This window comes from Bacillus haynesii (assembly GCF_014042035.1).
Taxonomy (GTDB): Bacteria; Bacillota; Bacilli; order Bacillales; family Bacillaceae; genus Bacillus; species Bacillus haynesii.
This window is the reverse complement of the sequence record NZ_CP059494.1, coordinates 3,789,042-3,802,136: the sequence shown is the minus strand read 5'-3', so window position 1 is coordinate 3,802,136 and position 13,095 is coordinate 3,789,042. Positions and strand designations below refer to the sequence as shown.

The 13,095-nt window shown below is 49.2% G+C and carries 12 protein-coding genes; 1 reads left to right on the top strand and 11 read right to left on the bottom strand.

Annotated features, from left to right (window positions below; translation table 11 throughout):
• Positions 1 to 29: 29 nt before the first annotated feature.
• The 10 genes from H2R00_RS18790 to H2R00_RS18745 all read right to left on the bottom strand — a co-directional run bounded on the left by H2R00_RS18790 (position 30) and on the right by H2R00_RS18745 (position 10,059).
• Complete coding sequence (locus H2R00_RS18790; RefSeq protein WP_165569694.1) at positions 30 to 179, bottom strand: hypothetical protein; 150 nt, start codon at positions 177 to 179, stop codon at positions 30 to 32.
• On the bottom strand, positions 176 to 2,611 hold the full coding sequence (locus H2R00_RS18785; protein ID WP_182070052.1) for a heavy metal translocating P-type ATPase: 2,436 nt from the start codon (positions 2,609 to 2,611) through the stop codon (positions 176 to 178). The genes H2R00_RS18790 and H2R00_RS18785 overlap by 4 nt, the downstream gene beginning before the upstream one ends.
• Before the next feature lie 36 nt (positions 2,612 to 2,647).
• Positions 2,648 to 2,857, bottom strand: a complete 210-nt coding sequence (copZ, locus tag H2R00_RS18780) for a copper chaperone CopZ (protein WP_003185250.1) — start codon at positions 2,855 to 2,857, stop codon at positions 2,648 to 2,650.
• Positions 2,858 to 2,950: 93 nt separating this feature from the next.
• The gene (gene csoR, locus H2R00_RS18775; protein ID WP_003185252.1) at positions 2,951 to 3,253 is read right to left on the bottom strand and encodes a copper-sensing transcriptional repressor CsoR; all 303 of its coding nucleotides are present in this window, start codon (positions 3,251 to 3,253) and stop codon (positions 2,951 to 2,953) included.
• Positions 3,254 to 3,376: 123 nt separating this feature from the next.
• Complete coding sequence (locus H2R00_RS18770; RefSeq protein ID WP_003185255.1) at positions 3,377 to 3,928, bottom strand: DJ-1/PfpI family protein; 552 nt, start codon at positions 3,926 to 3,928, stop codon at positions 3,377 to 3,379.
• 85 nt (positions 3,929 to 4,013) lie between these two features.
• Positions 4,014 to 4,775, bottom strand: a complete 762-nt coding sequence (locus H2R00_RS18765; protein ID WP_182070051.1) for a DeoR/GlpR family DNA-binding transcription regulator — start codon at positions 4,773 to 4,775, stop codon at positions 4,014 to 4,016.
• 79 nt (positions 4,776 to 4,854) lie between these two features.
• Positions 4,855 to 6,336: a rhamnulokinase gene (locus tag H2R00_RS18760; protein ID WP_154996280.1), complete on the bottom strand. Its 1,482-nt coding sequence runs from the start codon at positions 6,334 to 6,336 to the stop codon at positions 4,855 to 4,857.
• Positions 6,333 to 7,553, bottom strand: coding sequence for an L-rhamnose isomerase (gene rhaI / locus H2R00_RS18755; protein ID WP_182071118.1), 1,221 nt, complete (start codon positions 7,551 to 7,553; stop codon positions 6,333 to 6,335). Before rhaI ends, H2R00_RS18760 begins: the two co-directional genes overlap by 4 nt.
• Positions 7,546 to 7,935: a sensory rhodopsin transducer gene (locus H2R00_RS18750; protein WP_182070050.1), complete on the bottom strand. Its 390-nt coding sequence runs from the start codon at positions 7,933 to 7,935 to the stop codon at positions 7,546 to 7,548. The genes rhaI and H2R00_RS18750 overlap by 8 nt, the downstream gene beginning before the upstream one ends.
• A 54-nt stretch (positions 7,936 to 7,989) precedes the next feature.
• Positions 7,990 to 10,059: a bifunctional aldolase/short-chain dehydrogenase gene (locus H2R00_RS18745; protein ID WP_182070049.1), complete on the bottom strand. Its 2,070-nt coding sequence runs from the start codon at positions 10,057 to 10,059 to the stop codon at positions 7,990 to 7,992.
• A gap of 360 nt (positions 10,060 to 10,419) precedes the next feature.
• Between H2R00_RS18745 and H2R00_RS18740 the strand changes: the two genes are divergently transcribed.
• Entirely contained in the window at positions 10,420 to 11,619 is a 1,200-nt protein-coding gene (locus H2R00_RS18740) for an MFS transporter (protein ID WP_182070048.1), read from the top strand.
• A gap of 18 nt (positions 11,620 to 11,637) precedes the next feature.
• Here the strand turns inward: H2R00_RS18740 and H2R00_RS18735 are convergent, their stop codons facing one another.
• A complete protein-coding gene (locus H2R00_RS18735; RefSeq protein WP_182070047.1) occupies positions 11,638 to 12,864 on the bottom strand; it encodes an MFS transporter in 1,227 nt (408 codons plus the stop codon).
• Positions 12,865 to 13,095 lie beyond the last annotated feature (231 nt).

Here is a 13,095-nt window from a genome sequence, read left to right as displayed (position 1 = left end):
GTTCTTTAACATCCGGCTTTCTCAGCAAATCATTTGCTATGCTCTTCTAAAACATGACCGTCATGAGGCTTTTCATCGGGTATCGGTTCCTGACCCGCCAATAAACTGTAAACGAGCATGACAATTCCTACATAAACAACCGCTGAAACCGTCCAAACGAGCACTGTCTTATCCTTCAAGACGGATTCCTCCAATCAAGCTTCACCTTTTGCAGCCTGAGTGCATTCAGAACAACTGAAACTGAACTGAACGCCATCGCGGCACCTGCGATCCACGGGGCCAAAAGCCCGACGGCCGCGAACGGAATGCCGATACTGTTGTAGGCAAACGCCCAGAAAAGGTTTTGTTTAATGTTTTTGATGGTCAGTCTGCTCATGAGGATCGCATCAGCGATGCTGTTTAAATCGCCGCGGATCAAGGTGACGTCAGCGGCTTCCATGGCGACATCAGTCCCCGTTCCGATCGCCATTCCGGTATCGGCCGCTCCCAGTGCCGGCGCATCATTGATGCCGTCGCCGACCATCGCGACTTTTTTGCCTTCTGCCTGAATTTTCTTCACTTCATCCGCTTTTCCTTCAGGCAGAACTTCGGCGATAACGTGCTGAATGCCGGCTTCTGCAGCAATCGCTTCTGCCGTCCGCCGGTTGTCCCCGGTGATCATGACGACTTCCAGCCCCATATCATGCAGCCTTTTCACAGCTCTCTTCGACGTGTCTTTAATCGTATCGGCGACGGCGATCAGCCCGGCAAACCGACCGTCGATGGCGGCAAGCATCGCCGTCTTTCCTTGCGTTTCGAGCGCTTCCATTTCGCTGTGCGCCTCTCGAATGTCAATATTACGGCTTTCCATCAGCCGTCTTGTACCGATCAAAATCCGTTTTTCGTTGACTGCAGCTTCGATACCATAGCCGGGTACCGCTTCAAAACTGTCTGCTGAGGCCGGCTCTATCCCTTTCCTTTTGATGCCTTCGACAATGGCTTCAGCAAGCGGATGTTCAGAGCTTTTTTCTGCAGCACCGATAAGCTTGAGAAACGATGTTTCATCGATCCATGGTTCAGGGCGCACATCTGTCAGCTGAGGCTTTCCATTTGTAACCGTCCCCGTCTTGTCTAGCACAATCGTCTCCAAGCGGTGAGCCGTCTCCAAATGTTCGCCGCCTTTGAATAAGATTCCGAATTCAGCCGCACGGCCCGATCCTGCCATGATCGATGTCGGCGTTGCCAAACCGAGCGCGCACGGACATGCGATCACAAGCACCGCAATCAGCTTTTCCAGCGCCGTGCCGAACTCGCCGGGGCTAACCGCCAAATACCAGACGAAAAATGTGATGACCGCGATCGCCACGACAATCGGCACAAAAACCCCGGAAATCCGGTCTGCAAGCCGCTGAATCGGCGCTTTTGAACCTTGCGCCTCTTCCACGACTTTTATAATCTGCGCCAGCGCAGTATCTTTGCCTACTTTTTCTGCTCTTACTTTTAAAAATCCATTTTTGTTGATTGTAGCACCGATAACCGGATCTCCAACCGTCTTGTCAACAGGAATGCTTTCACCGGTGATCATCGATTCATCCAGCGCAGAACGCCCTTCGACAATCTCTCCGTCTGACGGTACTTTTTCACCTGGCTTCACGTACATGATGTCGCCTGCCAAAACGTCTTCAATCGGCACGGTCATCTCTTCGCCGTTCCTGACGATGGTCGCAGTCTTCGCCTGCAGCCCCATCAGCTTTTTGATTGCTTCGGATGAACGCCCTTTCGCTTTCGCTTCAAACAGCTTTCCTAAAATGATCAAAGTTAAGAGGATGGCGCTTGTTTCATAATAAAGGCCGCCCGGATCCCGGTTCGTACCAAGGCTTTCAACGCTTAAATACAAGCTGTAGAAATAGGCGGCAGACGTGCCGAGAGCGACCAGCACATCCATGTTGGCACTTTTGTTCCGCAGCGCTTTATAAGCCCCTGTGTAAAACTGCTTCCCGACGATAAATTGAACCGGTGTCGCCAAAGCGAACTGAACCCAGGGATCCATGAACATCGCCGGCAGCCATATAAATGACGTGAATTTGAAATGGCTGACCATTGCCCAGAGCAGCGGAAACGACAAAATGGCTGAAAAAATAAATTTGCCGGTTTGACGCTGAATGCCTTTTTCTCTTTGTTCCGCCCGACCGTCCGCAGTTCGGTCTTTTTTCAGTTCGAGCTTGTAGCCGAGCTTTTCAACGGCTTCGATCATCTCCTCCGGCGAAACCGCACCGGCATGATAGTCGACTGCCGCAGTCTCAATGGCGAAGTTGACGGCGGCGTTTTTGACGCCCGGCAGCTTGTTGAGGCGCTTTTCAACCCGGTTGGCACAAGCCGCACATGTCATGCCGGAAACCGCAAATTCGGTTTTTTCCGCAGGAACTTGATAGCCGAGCGATTCGACTTTCTCAGCCAGCTGTCCGACTTCGATTTGCCCCGGATCATAAACGATTTTTGATTTTTCCAGCGCCAAGTTCACATTTACGTCCTGAACGCCGTCAAGCCTTTTCAACCCTTTCTCGATCCGCACCGCACAGGCGGCACAGGTCATGCCAGAGATTTGGAGGGTGGCTTCTTTTTGTCCGTCCATATCCTTCACTCCTTATATACCCCTTATAGGTATACATTAGCCTGCGACATCATACCCCTGATCTTCGATCGTATCGATGATTTCCTTCAGCGATACTTTGCCTGAATCAAACGAAACTTCGACCTTGCCCTCGTTTAAATTCACTTTAACAGACTCTACTCCGCCAAGCTTTCCGACGTTTCCTTCTACTGCCTGAACACAGTGGTTGCAAGACATGCCTTCGACTTTCAGTGTTTTTTGTTCCATATTGAAAACCTCCTATGGTTTGATGATATCGATCGGTTTTATATTACCATACCCCTGTAGGGTATTTCAAGAAAACGATTTTCTCTTTTTCGTTCATGATTTTGAAAACCGCTTAAACACATCAAGCAGTTCCTCAATGGCCTCTTCGCCTTCACCGCTTTTAATCGCGTTTGCGACGCAATGGTGGGTATGATCCTCAAGCAGGCTGAAAGCCACCTTTTGCATCGCGGCTTGCACAGCTGAGATTTGAACGAGAATATCGACGCAGTAGCGGTCATTTTCAATCATCTTTTGAATGCCTCTGACCTGTCCTTCAATCCGCTTTAAGCGGTTTGTGATTTGTTCTTTTCCTTTAGAGCTTTTGGGATTTAACGCGTGTTCATGATGATCTGCCATCGGAACACCTCTCTTTCCTTTATATTTTGTCCAAGATCCCCATTGGTACCATTATAAAATGCGAAGCGGAACATGTCTAAAAAAAGAGACAACCCCGAACTGCTGCGGGGTCATCCCTGCATATTATTTGTTTAACGCTTTAAAAAATTCTCTCATAAACTCCGGCAGATTGGACCAGTCATGACCTGAGACCAGGTTGGCGTCCACATGAAGCTTCTCCTCGACATAAGTCGCGCCCGCGGCTTCGACTTCCGGTTTGCAGGCGATGTAAGCCGTCAGCTCCCGGCCTTTCAGATGTTCTCTCAGGCTTGTGAAAATCAGGCTCGCATGACAAATCGCGCCGACCGGTTTATTTTCCTCAAAGAAATGAGCAACGATTTTCAGCAGGGAATCGTACATTCGGATAAATTCCGGTGCGCGTCCGCCCGGAATGATGATGCCGTCGTATTCGGACGGATCAATCTCATCAAATGAAGCATGCGCGTCAATTAAATAGCCCGGCTTCTCGGTGTATGTATCCCAATCCAGGAAGTCATGAACAACCGTATGAATCTTTTTCTTTTTCGGTGCGGCAATCGTCGTTTCATAGCCCTCTTCAAGACAGCGGTAATAAGGATAATACACTTCCAGCGCTTCAACTGCGTCGCCCGTTACGATCAAAATCTTTTTCGCCATCAAAAACATCTCCTTTCCTTTTTTACTCTTCTATTTTATCCCATTTGCGCCTGATTTTAAAATCAAGTGCTTGAAAAGCTTGATTTCAGCCGACGATCGTGATGTTCTCTGTTATGTCTTTCAAGAGGGCAAGGTTTTCTTTGTCAATCCCTGAATCTGTGATGACCCTGTATCCGTCATGAAGGCGGTCAATTTGCGAGAAAGCACGGGTTCCGAATTTGCTGCTGTCCGCCATCAAAATTGTTTCGTCCGCAATCTCGATCATTCGTTTTTTCAACAGCGCCTGCATTTCGTTTGAATCGCTCAAGCCGCTCGCAGGGTCGACGCCTTTGCAAGACAGAAATGTTTTGTTGACGTGATACATGTCAAGGGAGCGCTCAGCCAAAGGGCCGACATATGACATCGATTGCGGCAGCAGCATCCCGCCGGTTGAAATGACCGTCACCTTTTCTTTTTTGCTGAGTTCAATCGCTACTCTGACTGAATTGGTGATGACGGTCAGCGGGATATTTTCAAGCGCTTTTGCCATGTACCACGCCGTCGTGCTGGCATCAAGAATAATCCGTTCCCCGCTTTTCACGTGCTTGACGGCTTCAAATGCAATCATCTTTTTTTCGTTTACGTTTGTAATTTCGCGCTCGCGAAAATGCACCTCTGCTTCTTCAGTCTGCACGCTGACTGCGCCGCCATGGCTTCTTTTCAGCTTATTTTCCTTCTCAAGCTTTTCCAAATCGCGCCTGATCGTTTCTTCCGTGACGGAAAAAAGCTCGCTCAGTTCTGTGACGCGTACGCTCGACCGCAGATTGACAAGCTCGACGATTTTTTGGTGTCTTTCAGCTACAAGCATCCGTTTACTTCCTTCCTTTTTTGGTAAAAGTCACTGTTACTTTCATGATAGCGCATCAGCGCCGATACAGGAAATGTTTTCAGCGGGAAGCGGCGCCGATAACCTGACTTGTAAAGCGGCGGTATGCCGCCTCCCACGCTTCTGTATCTTCCGGTACATACGTTTTTTGAGGAAAGGAAGCCTTGATTGATTTCCGGGCGCTCTGAATATCCCAAAACATATCGAGCGCGATGGCCTGTACGGCAATGTTGCCGATGGCGCTTGCCTCTGCCGGTCCGGCCCATACATTTCTGGCCAGTACATTCGCCGTGTATTGGCACAGCAGTTCATTTCGAATCCCTCCGCCCGCCATGTGAAGTCCGTCATATTCTTTTCCTGTCAATGTTTCAATCCGTTCAAGCGTGAACCGGTATTTAAATGCAAGGCTTTCAAGCACGCAGCGGATGATCTGTCCGGGCGTTTCCGGCACGTGCTGCCCTGTTGCACGGCAGTACTCCCTGATCGCCTCAGGCATATGCACGGGATTGAGAAACACCGGGTCATCCGGGTCAACAGCCGACCTGAATGCTTCTGACTGTCCGGCAAGTTTGACAAGCTCGGCGCTCGAATAGGTGCTCCCGTCTTTTTCCCAATCCGCCTGGCAGCGCTGGAACAGCCACAATCCCATAATGTTTTTTAAAAAACGGAATGTGCCGCCGGCACCGCCCTCATTTGTAAAATTCCAATCGAGCGCCTGTTTTGTCATCAGCGGAGTGTCAAGTTCGGTTCCGATCAGCGACCAGGTGCCGCATATCAAATATGCAAAGTCATCCGTTTCAGCGGGAACGCCGACGACTGCAGAAGCCGTGTCATGTTCGCCGACGGCAATGACCGGTACGGCAGACACCGACAATTCGCTGCACACTGATTGTGACAGCCTCCCCGCTTCGCTTCCGGGTTTTGCTATATCCTTTGGAAAAATCGAGGCCGGGAGCCTCAGAAGGCTGATGAGATCCCAATCCCAGTCAGACGTTTTCGGGTTGAACAGCTGAGTTGTCGTCGCATTTGTAAATTCGCTTTTTTTCTCGCCCGTTAAAAAATAGCGCAGCAAATCAGGAATCATTAAAAGCGTTTCCGCGTGTTCCAACAGCGGTGAATTCGCTTTTTTCAGCGCCCGGAGCTGAAAGATGGTGTTGAACGGCAAAAGCTGAATACCGGTTCTGGAAAACAGCTCTTCTTTTCCGATTTCATTCAACACCTCCCTCATCATTCCGTCCGTGTAAGGGTCGCGGTAATGATAAGGGTTCCCTATCAGCTCTCCGTTCCGATCGAGAAAACCGACATCTACCGCCCATGAATCAATTCCGATGCAGCTGATTCGTCCGCAGCCGTTTTTCGCCTTTAAAATGCCCTGTTTGATTTCATGATACAGCCTGAGAATGTCCCAATAAAGGTGTTTTCCTGCCTGAACGGGCTGATTTGGAAAACGGTGAATTTCCTCAGCTTTGATCAGACCGCCGTCTACATGACCTGCATAAGCTCTGCCGCTCGACGCACCAAGATCAAAAGCGAGAATTGTCACCAGCTTGCACCGCCTTTGCCCCGTGCCAGTATTTTTTCCACATACCCGCTTTCCTCATAAGCCTTGAGCGGATCAAGCGGAACGTTCATTTCCTCCCGCACGGCGTAAAGGAGCGGTTTGACATCGATTTCAAATGCTTCGCGGATCGCAGCTTCTGCGGCAAGCACGTCATGATCTTCCTGCGCTTTCTTCACTTCATCGAAGTTGATCAAAAGCGCTTTTGCAAATTGAGTCTGCACATTCATGACCGAGCGCAGCACAGCCGGGATTTTCGGTTCAAGATTATGGCATTGATCAAGCATATACGAAATATGTTCGGCCGTCTTCCGGACGTTCGGGTCAGAATCACGGCAGGCGTCCAAAATTTGAGAAAAAATGAGAAACAGTTCGTACGGGTTGTGCGCGCCAACGATCAAATCGTCATCAGCGTATTTGCGGCTGTTGAAATGAAAGCCTCCGAGACGTTTTTCGTCAAGCAAGTAAGCGACAATGTGCTCGATGTTCGTCCCCTGGGCATGGTGGCCGGTGTCGACGAGCACCTCAGCCTTCGGCCCGAGCTTTTGCGCCAAATTGTAAGCCATCCCCCAATCCGCCAAGTCTGTATGATAAAAAGCCGGTTCAAAAAACTTGTATTCAATTAAGAGCCGCATATCATCGTCAAGAGCTTCGTATACTTCGGCCAGACACTCATACATCCAGTTTTTCCGTTTTCTGATGTCGCCCTGACCGGGATAGTTGGTTCCGTCGGCAAGCCAGAGGCTGATTTCCTTAGAGCCTGTTTGTTTTGCAATACCGACGCATTCGAGCAATTGCTCAGTCGCTTTTTGGCGAATGTCCGCTTTAACGTTTGTGACGCTTCCGAATTTGTAGTCATCGTCCTGGAACAAGTTCGGATTCACGGCGCCGATGGCAAGGCCAAGCTGCTCGGCGTGCGCTTTCAGCTTTCCGTAATCATCAACTTGATCCCACGGAATATGGATGGCGACGGAAGGACATGTTCCGGTTAATTTGTGAACGACTGATGCATCTTCCATTTTTTCAAACGGATCCCTTGGTACGCCCTCTTGCTGAAACACTTTGAAGCGCGTGCCCGAGTCCCCGTATCCCCATGAAGGCGTCTCGATTTTAAGCGCTTTCAATTTTTCCTTTGCTTCAGAAAGTCTGATTCCCCTGTCTTTCTGTTGTTCTTCAAATAAAGCGTAGGCCCGGTCATTCATCATGTACGCCCATCCCCCTTGTTTTTAACGGATATGCCATGGTTGACATTAACGCAAGTTCCGGCTGGGTTGTGTCCAGCCGGCTGTACTGGACGATCACAGGTACATCGCTTGCGATCTCGATCGCATAAGGAATATTTTCAGGAATGCGTTCTCCTGATCTGTGTAAAGAACTTGTGCGAATATGCTTCGTTCTCCTGCCATGAACCGTCTCGGAAATGCCTTCGAGCGGCGGACGATCTTCGAAGTATACTGTGATCGCAAGGTTTGCGTCTTCTTCATGGCAATTTAAAACACAAATGGCTTCATGGCTCGTTAAGCTTCCGGAACTTTCCGGAGGAATAAAACCGTCCGGTATGATCCAATGGGTCTCGCCCTTCATCTCCCTTTTCCCCCTTTGTTTTCTGAAAGGGCGGCCGAAGCCGCTCCTTTCCTATTATCTTGAAAATGCGGCCGGCACTCCCCCGTCCACCGTCAGCATGCATCCCGTCGTTTTTGCCGTTTTTTCTGAAGCAAAATAAGCGATCGCCTCGGCAATGTCAGCGGGATAAATGTTGACGGAAAGAGCCGTACGTTTGCGGTAATGATCTTCAAGCAGGTCAGGTTCAATCCCATAGGCGGCAGCTCTTTCTTCGCGCCACTTGGAGTCCCAGATGGCCGACCCTTGAAGCACCGCATCCGGAAGAACTGAATTCGCACGGATTCCGTACGGTCCGCCTTCGGCGGCGATGCATCTCGCCAAATGAACTTCAAGCGCTTTTGCAGAGCTGTATGCCGAAGCGTTTTTGCCTGCATAAACGGAATTTTTCGAGCCGACAAACACCATGTTGCCGCCTGAACCCTGTTTTTTCATTTGCTTAAAAGCTTCTCTGGCGACGAGGAAATATCCTGTTCCGAGTACATTCATATTCAGATTCCATTCTTCGAGAGTCGTTTCATCAAGCGGGCTGGATGTCGCAAGCCCCGCATTGTTGACAAGGATGTCAATCCCGCCGTATTTGAGGGCCATTTCCTCGAAGGCCGCCTGAACGTCCTCTTCTTTCGTCACATCCATGCGGACGGCGAAAGCTCGTTCTGTACCATATTGTTCATTAATCTCTGCGGCTGTTTTTTCTGCACCTTCCATATTAATATCAGCAACCACAACATGCGCACCTTCTGAAGCAAGGCGGCGGCAGGTCTCGCTGCCAATTCCGCCCGCTCCCCCCGTTACAAATGCGATCTTGCGGGAAAACTCGGCTTCCGGCGGAGCAAGCGTTAATTTATAAAGCTCAAGCGGCCAATATTCAACATTGTAGGATTCTTCCTCATTGAGAGATACAAAGTTTCCAAGGACTTCCGTTCCCTTCATGACGGCAATCGCCCGACGGTATAAATCTCGGCTGACCTTCGCCATCGCCAGGCTTTTTCCTGCTGCCACCATGCCGATTCCCGGGATCAGTATCACGCGCGGCGCCGGTTCAAACATCTCGTCTCCTTCATGCCGGTTTCGTTGAAAATAGGCTGCATACGACTCTTTAAATCCAGTAATCTCGGTTTTGATAAGTTCGACTAACTCTTCTGTGTCCTGTTCAGCGGGATTCCACGGAATATAGGCAGGCACCCGCTTTGTATGAACGAGGTGATCCGGACAAGCGGCACCGACCTGTGAAAGCGACGGAGCGCGCCTGCTGTTCGCGAATTCGAGCACATCATCTGCATCGCACCAGGTGAGCAGCATGCGTTTTTCTCCGCTGACAGCGCCGCGGATAACCGGCAAGATATCGGCTAAAATCCGTTTTCGCTCCTCCTGTGCAAACGACTCGACCATATGTCCGCCAAACGGCTGATGATCTTCCGAACGGCTTTTAATGTATGCTTCCGCTTCGCGAATCACGGCAATCGTCTGATCATAGCTTTCTTTCGCCGTTTCCCCCCATGTGACGAGCCCGTGCTTCTCCATTAAAACAAGCTCTGCATTCGGGTTGTTTTTTACGCCTTCTGCTATCATCTTCGATAAAGTGAAGCCAGGTCTGACATAAGGCACCCATACAAATCGGCTGCCGAATATCTCCTCTGCGATCTCTTTTCCATTATCAGCGCAGCAGATGCTGATGATCGCATCGGGGTGGGTGTGATCGACATGCGGAAACGGCAAAAAAGCATGAAGAAGCGTTTCGATCGACGGCCGCGGATGCTTTCCATCCATCATGCAATGGGACAAATATGCCGTCATTTCTTCATCGGTCATGCTGCTCCGTTCCATCAGCGGACGAATATCATCCAGCCTCAACCCGGTAAATTGGCCCGCTGACATCGTCGCCAAGTCCGAGCCGCTGCCTTTCACCCACATCACCTCGATGTCCCTGCCTCTGAAATCCTTTTCTGTCGTTTTCATCGATGTGTTTCCCCCGCCCCAGTTGCAGACCGAGCGGTCAGAGCCGATCAGGTTGGAACGGTAGACGAGTTCGTCAAGACCGGGACGCAGCGATGCAGCCTCAGCCTCTGACCATAAATATTTCACCATGCGTATCACTCCGTTTTCGTTTGTTTATTTTTGAATATGTTTGTTTTAAGAGTAACATATTTTGATTTTCTTTGTAAGCGCTTTTTTCAAAAACCATTTAGGATAGAAGCTGTTCAATCGGACGATAAATAAAAACCGCCAACAGCTGGCGGCCGTCGGGGTCAAGAATGTGGGAATGTTTAACCTTTGATTTTGAAAATAAAATGTCAGATTTTACGAAAGCGCTGGCATCATGATGATGGCGCTTTTTGTGTCGCCGACATACCGTTTGAGGAACATATTGATTCGCAAAAAACGGTTGAAATTCGTCTTTTGATCTTTTAATATATAAACTCATGTTTTTTAAAAGGAGGGGTCAGGATGAAAAAAACACTGCACGCACCAGTCAAACTGATCATCGCAATTTTTATGATTTGCACATTTTCCATCGGCTTTACAGAGTACGTCGTTATGGGTATATTGACTTCCATTTCAAAGGATCTCTCTGTTCCGATTTCGTCTACCGGCTTATTGGTAACGGCATACGCGGGAAGCGTCTGTTTGACGGGGCCGATCGTCACCATATTGTCGGTAAAAATGCCGCGCAAACCGGTCTTGCTCGGCTTGATGAGTGTGTTTGTACTGTCGAATGCGCTCAGTTTCCTGGCACCGAACTTCACCGTTTTGTTGATCTCAAGAATTCTATCCGCATCCATTCATGGTGCATTTTTTGCAACGACGATGGTGTTCGTCAGCGAAATGGTGCCGCCCGAAAAACGGGCCGCCGCTGCCGCTTCAATGAACGGCGGCTTGACCATCGCCCTGATGCTCGGCGTTCCGTTCGGTTCTTATTTAGGCGACCTTTTCAACTGGCGGATCGTTTTTCTGATGATCGCCTCCCTCGGATTGATCGGCCTCGCCGGCATTTGGCTGACGGTACCGCACAGAAAACCGAAAGTTGTCCCTAAATTGATCCATGAATGGGATGTGTTTAAAAATAAACAAGTTCTTTTTTCTTTTGCTATTACGATTTTTGGCTATTCAGGCGTATTCATCGCCTACACGTTTATTGAACCGATGCTGCGGCATTCTGCCGGTTTCGGCAGCCTCGGCATTACAGCCGCCCTTTTCGCCTATGGATTTGGCGGGGTCGTCGGCAATTTCTACGCCGGAAAGGTTCCGTTTCACCTGTTAACCCGCTCCATGATCGGCGTGATGGTCGCGCTCATGGCGATTCTTGCGGCCTTCCCTTTTGTCAGCGGACATCCTGCCGGCGCCATCATCGTGACATTTTTATTCGGAGCTGGCGCGTTCGGAACAGTACCTCTTTTGCAAACAAAAGTCGTGGCTGCGTCTGAACACGGAACAACGATCGCCACCTCTGTCAGCATCGCTGCATTTAACTTGGCCAACTCGCTAGGGGCATGGATCGGCGGACTCATTCTTAATGCGTCAGAGTCCTACACATACCTTGCCACAGGCGGTGCACTTATGACCATGTGCGGACTGACGCTAACGATGTTCGCCTATGTGTCTGAGAAAAGGCAAGTGAAAGAAGAAATGTGGAGAACGGACCTGTAATCAAAAAGCTGCCCGGTTTTAAGACCTGGCAGCTTTTTTGTTTGGTTCTTGCAGCGTCTTTGTGTGAGCTGCTTTTCGCATGACCGCGATCATCAAAAGGGCGGCCGCGGCATAGACGATACCGAAGCAGCCGAAAACGAAAACAGAAGATGACATTCCCAATAACACGCCTGATATAACGGGACCGCAGGCCATTCCCGTATACCTGATAAAATTAAACATGCCCATCGCACTGCCGCGATTCTCCTCAAATTCATTCGCCATCATCGTCGAGAACAGCGGCGGAATCAGCCCCATCGTGACGCCGAAAAGAACGAGGGCCGCCGACATGGCGACAAGCGAAAACGAATGGGTAATGCCAAAACAGACGACGCTGCCTGCAGCGGTCAGATTACCGATCAAAAACAGGCGTCTGAGCGATAATCTCTTTTGTAACCACTTAAACAGCACGCTGCCGGCAATCGTGCTGACCGCTATCGGCAAATACAGCAAGCCGACGATCTGCAGATCAAGGTGATAATGATCGGTCAGCAAAATCGGCAAATACACGATAATTGAAAAATAAATAAAGAAAATAAGGTAGCTTAATACCAAAACGGCATTTCCCGTCCCGTTTTTAAATATGTCCTTATAATGCGACAACAGGCTGCCCATGCTGAGATTGGTCTTTTTCTCCGCATGACTCTGCGGAAAGCAAAACGCATTTCCGAAAAGCAAAAGAACAGACATTACCGTTAAAAACCAAAAAATACCCGGATAATTATAACGTTCCCCGATAAAACCGCCGAGAATAGGCGCCGCTGCCGGTGCAAGGGAAAGCAGCATTTGATAAGTCCCCATCGCACTGCCCCGCTTCGTTCCCTGGAACAGAGATCCGATTGTGGTTGCCGCGATTAATGGAAGCGCAGCCGTCCCCAAAGCCTGCAGCACCCTGAAAAAAAGAAACAGGCCAAAGTCCCGGGCGGCTGCGCAGCCAATTGTGGCGATGACCGTTACGATCATGCTCGCCAACATCACAAATCTCGCCCCTTTAAAATCAACAATTGAGCCGACAATGATCTGCATCACAGCTGTAATGAAGATGAACAGCGAGACGGACAGGTTTACCATCGAAACGGAAACGTGAAACGAGTCTCTGATTAACGGAATGATGGGTGAATAAATGTTTTGATTCAATGATGCGAAAAAGGCACTGATACACACAAAATACATAATGAAAGAAGCATTTAATTTCATTGGTCTCATGTCAAACCGCCTGCCTTATTTTTGTTTATCAGTTAACAATCTTGTTAATATCGTTCACCAGTTAACAATATTAATTGTAGATGACCCCTTTATTATTGTCAACGAACATTTCTTATTGGAGCTTTAAAGTTTTTTACATATTTTTACTTATCGGGTTCCTTCACTCGAAAAATGCCATAAAAAAGGTTTTACCCTTTCTATTCTGATCACAATTCCTCAGATTCACAAAAA

Bases quoted from the DNA above. Each gene is read 5' to 3' on its own strand.
- H2R00_RS18785 (WP_182070052.1), bottom strand. From the start codon at position 2,611: ATGGACGGACAAAAAGAAGCCACCCTCCAAATCTCTGGCATGACCTGT.
- copZ (WP_003185250.1), bottom strand. From the start codon at position 2,857: ATGGAACAAAAAACACTGAAAGTCGAAGGCATGTCTTGCAACCACTGT.
- csoR (WP_003185252.1), bottom strand. From the start codon at position 3,253: ATGGCAGATCATCATGAACACGCGTTAAATCCCAAAAGCTCTAAAGGA.
- H2R00_RS18770 (WP_003185255.1), bottom strand. From the start codon at position 3,928: ATGGCGAAAAAGATTTTGATCGTAACGGGCGACGCAGTTGAAGCGCTG.
- H2R00_RS18765 (WP_182070051.1), bottom strand. From the start codon at position 4,775: ATGCTTGTAGCTGAAAGACACCAAAAAATCGTCGAGCTTGTCAATCTG.
- rhaI (WP_182071118.1), bottom strand. From the start codon at position 7,553: ATGAATGACCGGGCCTACGCTTTATTTGAAGAACAACAGAAAGACAGG.
- H2R00_RS18750 (WP_182070050.1), bottom strand. From the start codon at position 7,935: ATGAAGGGCGAGACCCATTGGATCATACCGGACGGTTTTATTCCTCCG.
- H2R00_RS18745 (WP_182070049.1), bottom strand. From the start codon at position 10,059: ATGGTGAAATATTTATGGTCAGAGGCTGAGGCTGCATCGCTGCGTCCC.
- H2R00_RS18740 (WP_182070048.1), top strand. From the start codon at position 10,420: ATGAAAAAAACACTGCACGCACCAGTCAAACTGATCATCGCAATTTTT.
- H2R00_RS18735 (WP_182070047.1), bottom strand. From the start codon at position 12,864: ATGAGACCAATGAAATTAAATGCTTCTTTCATTATGTATTTTGTGTGT.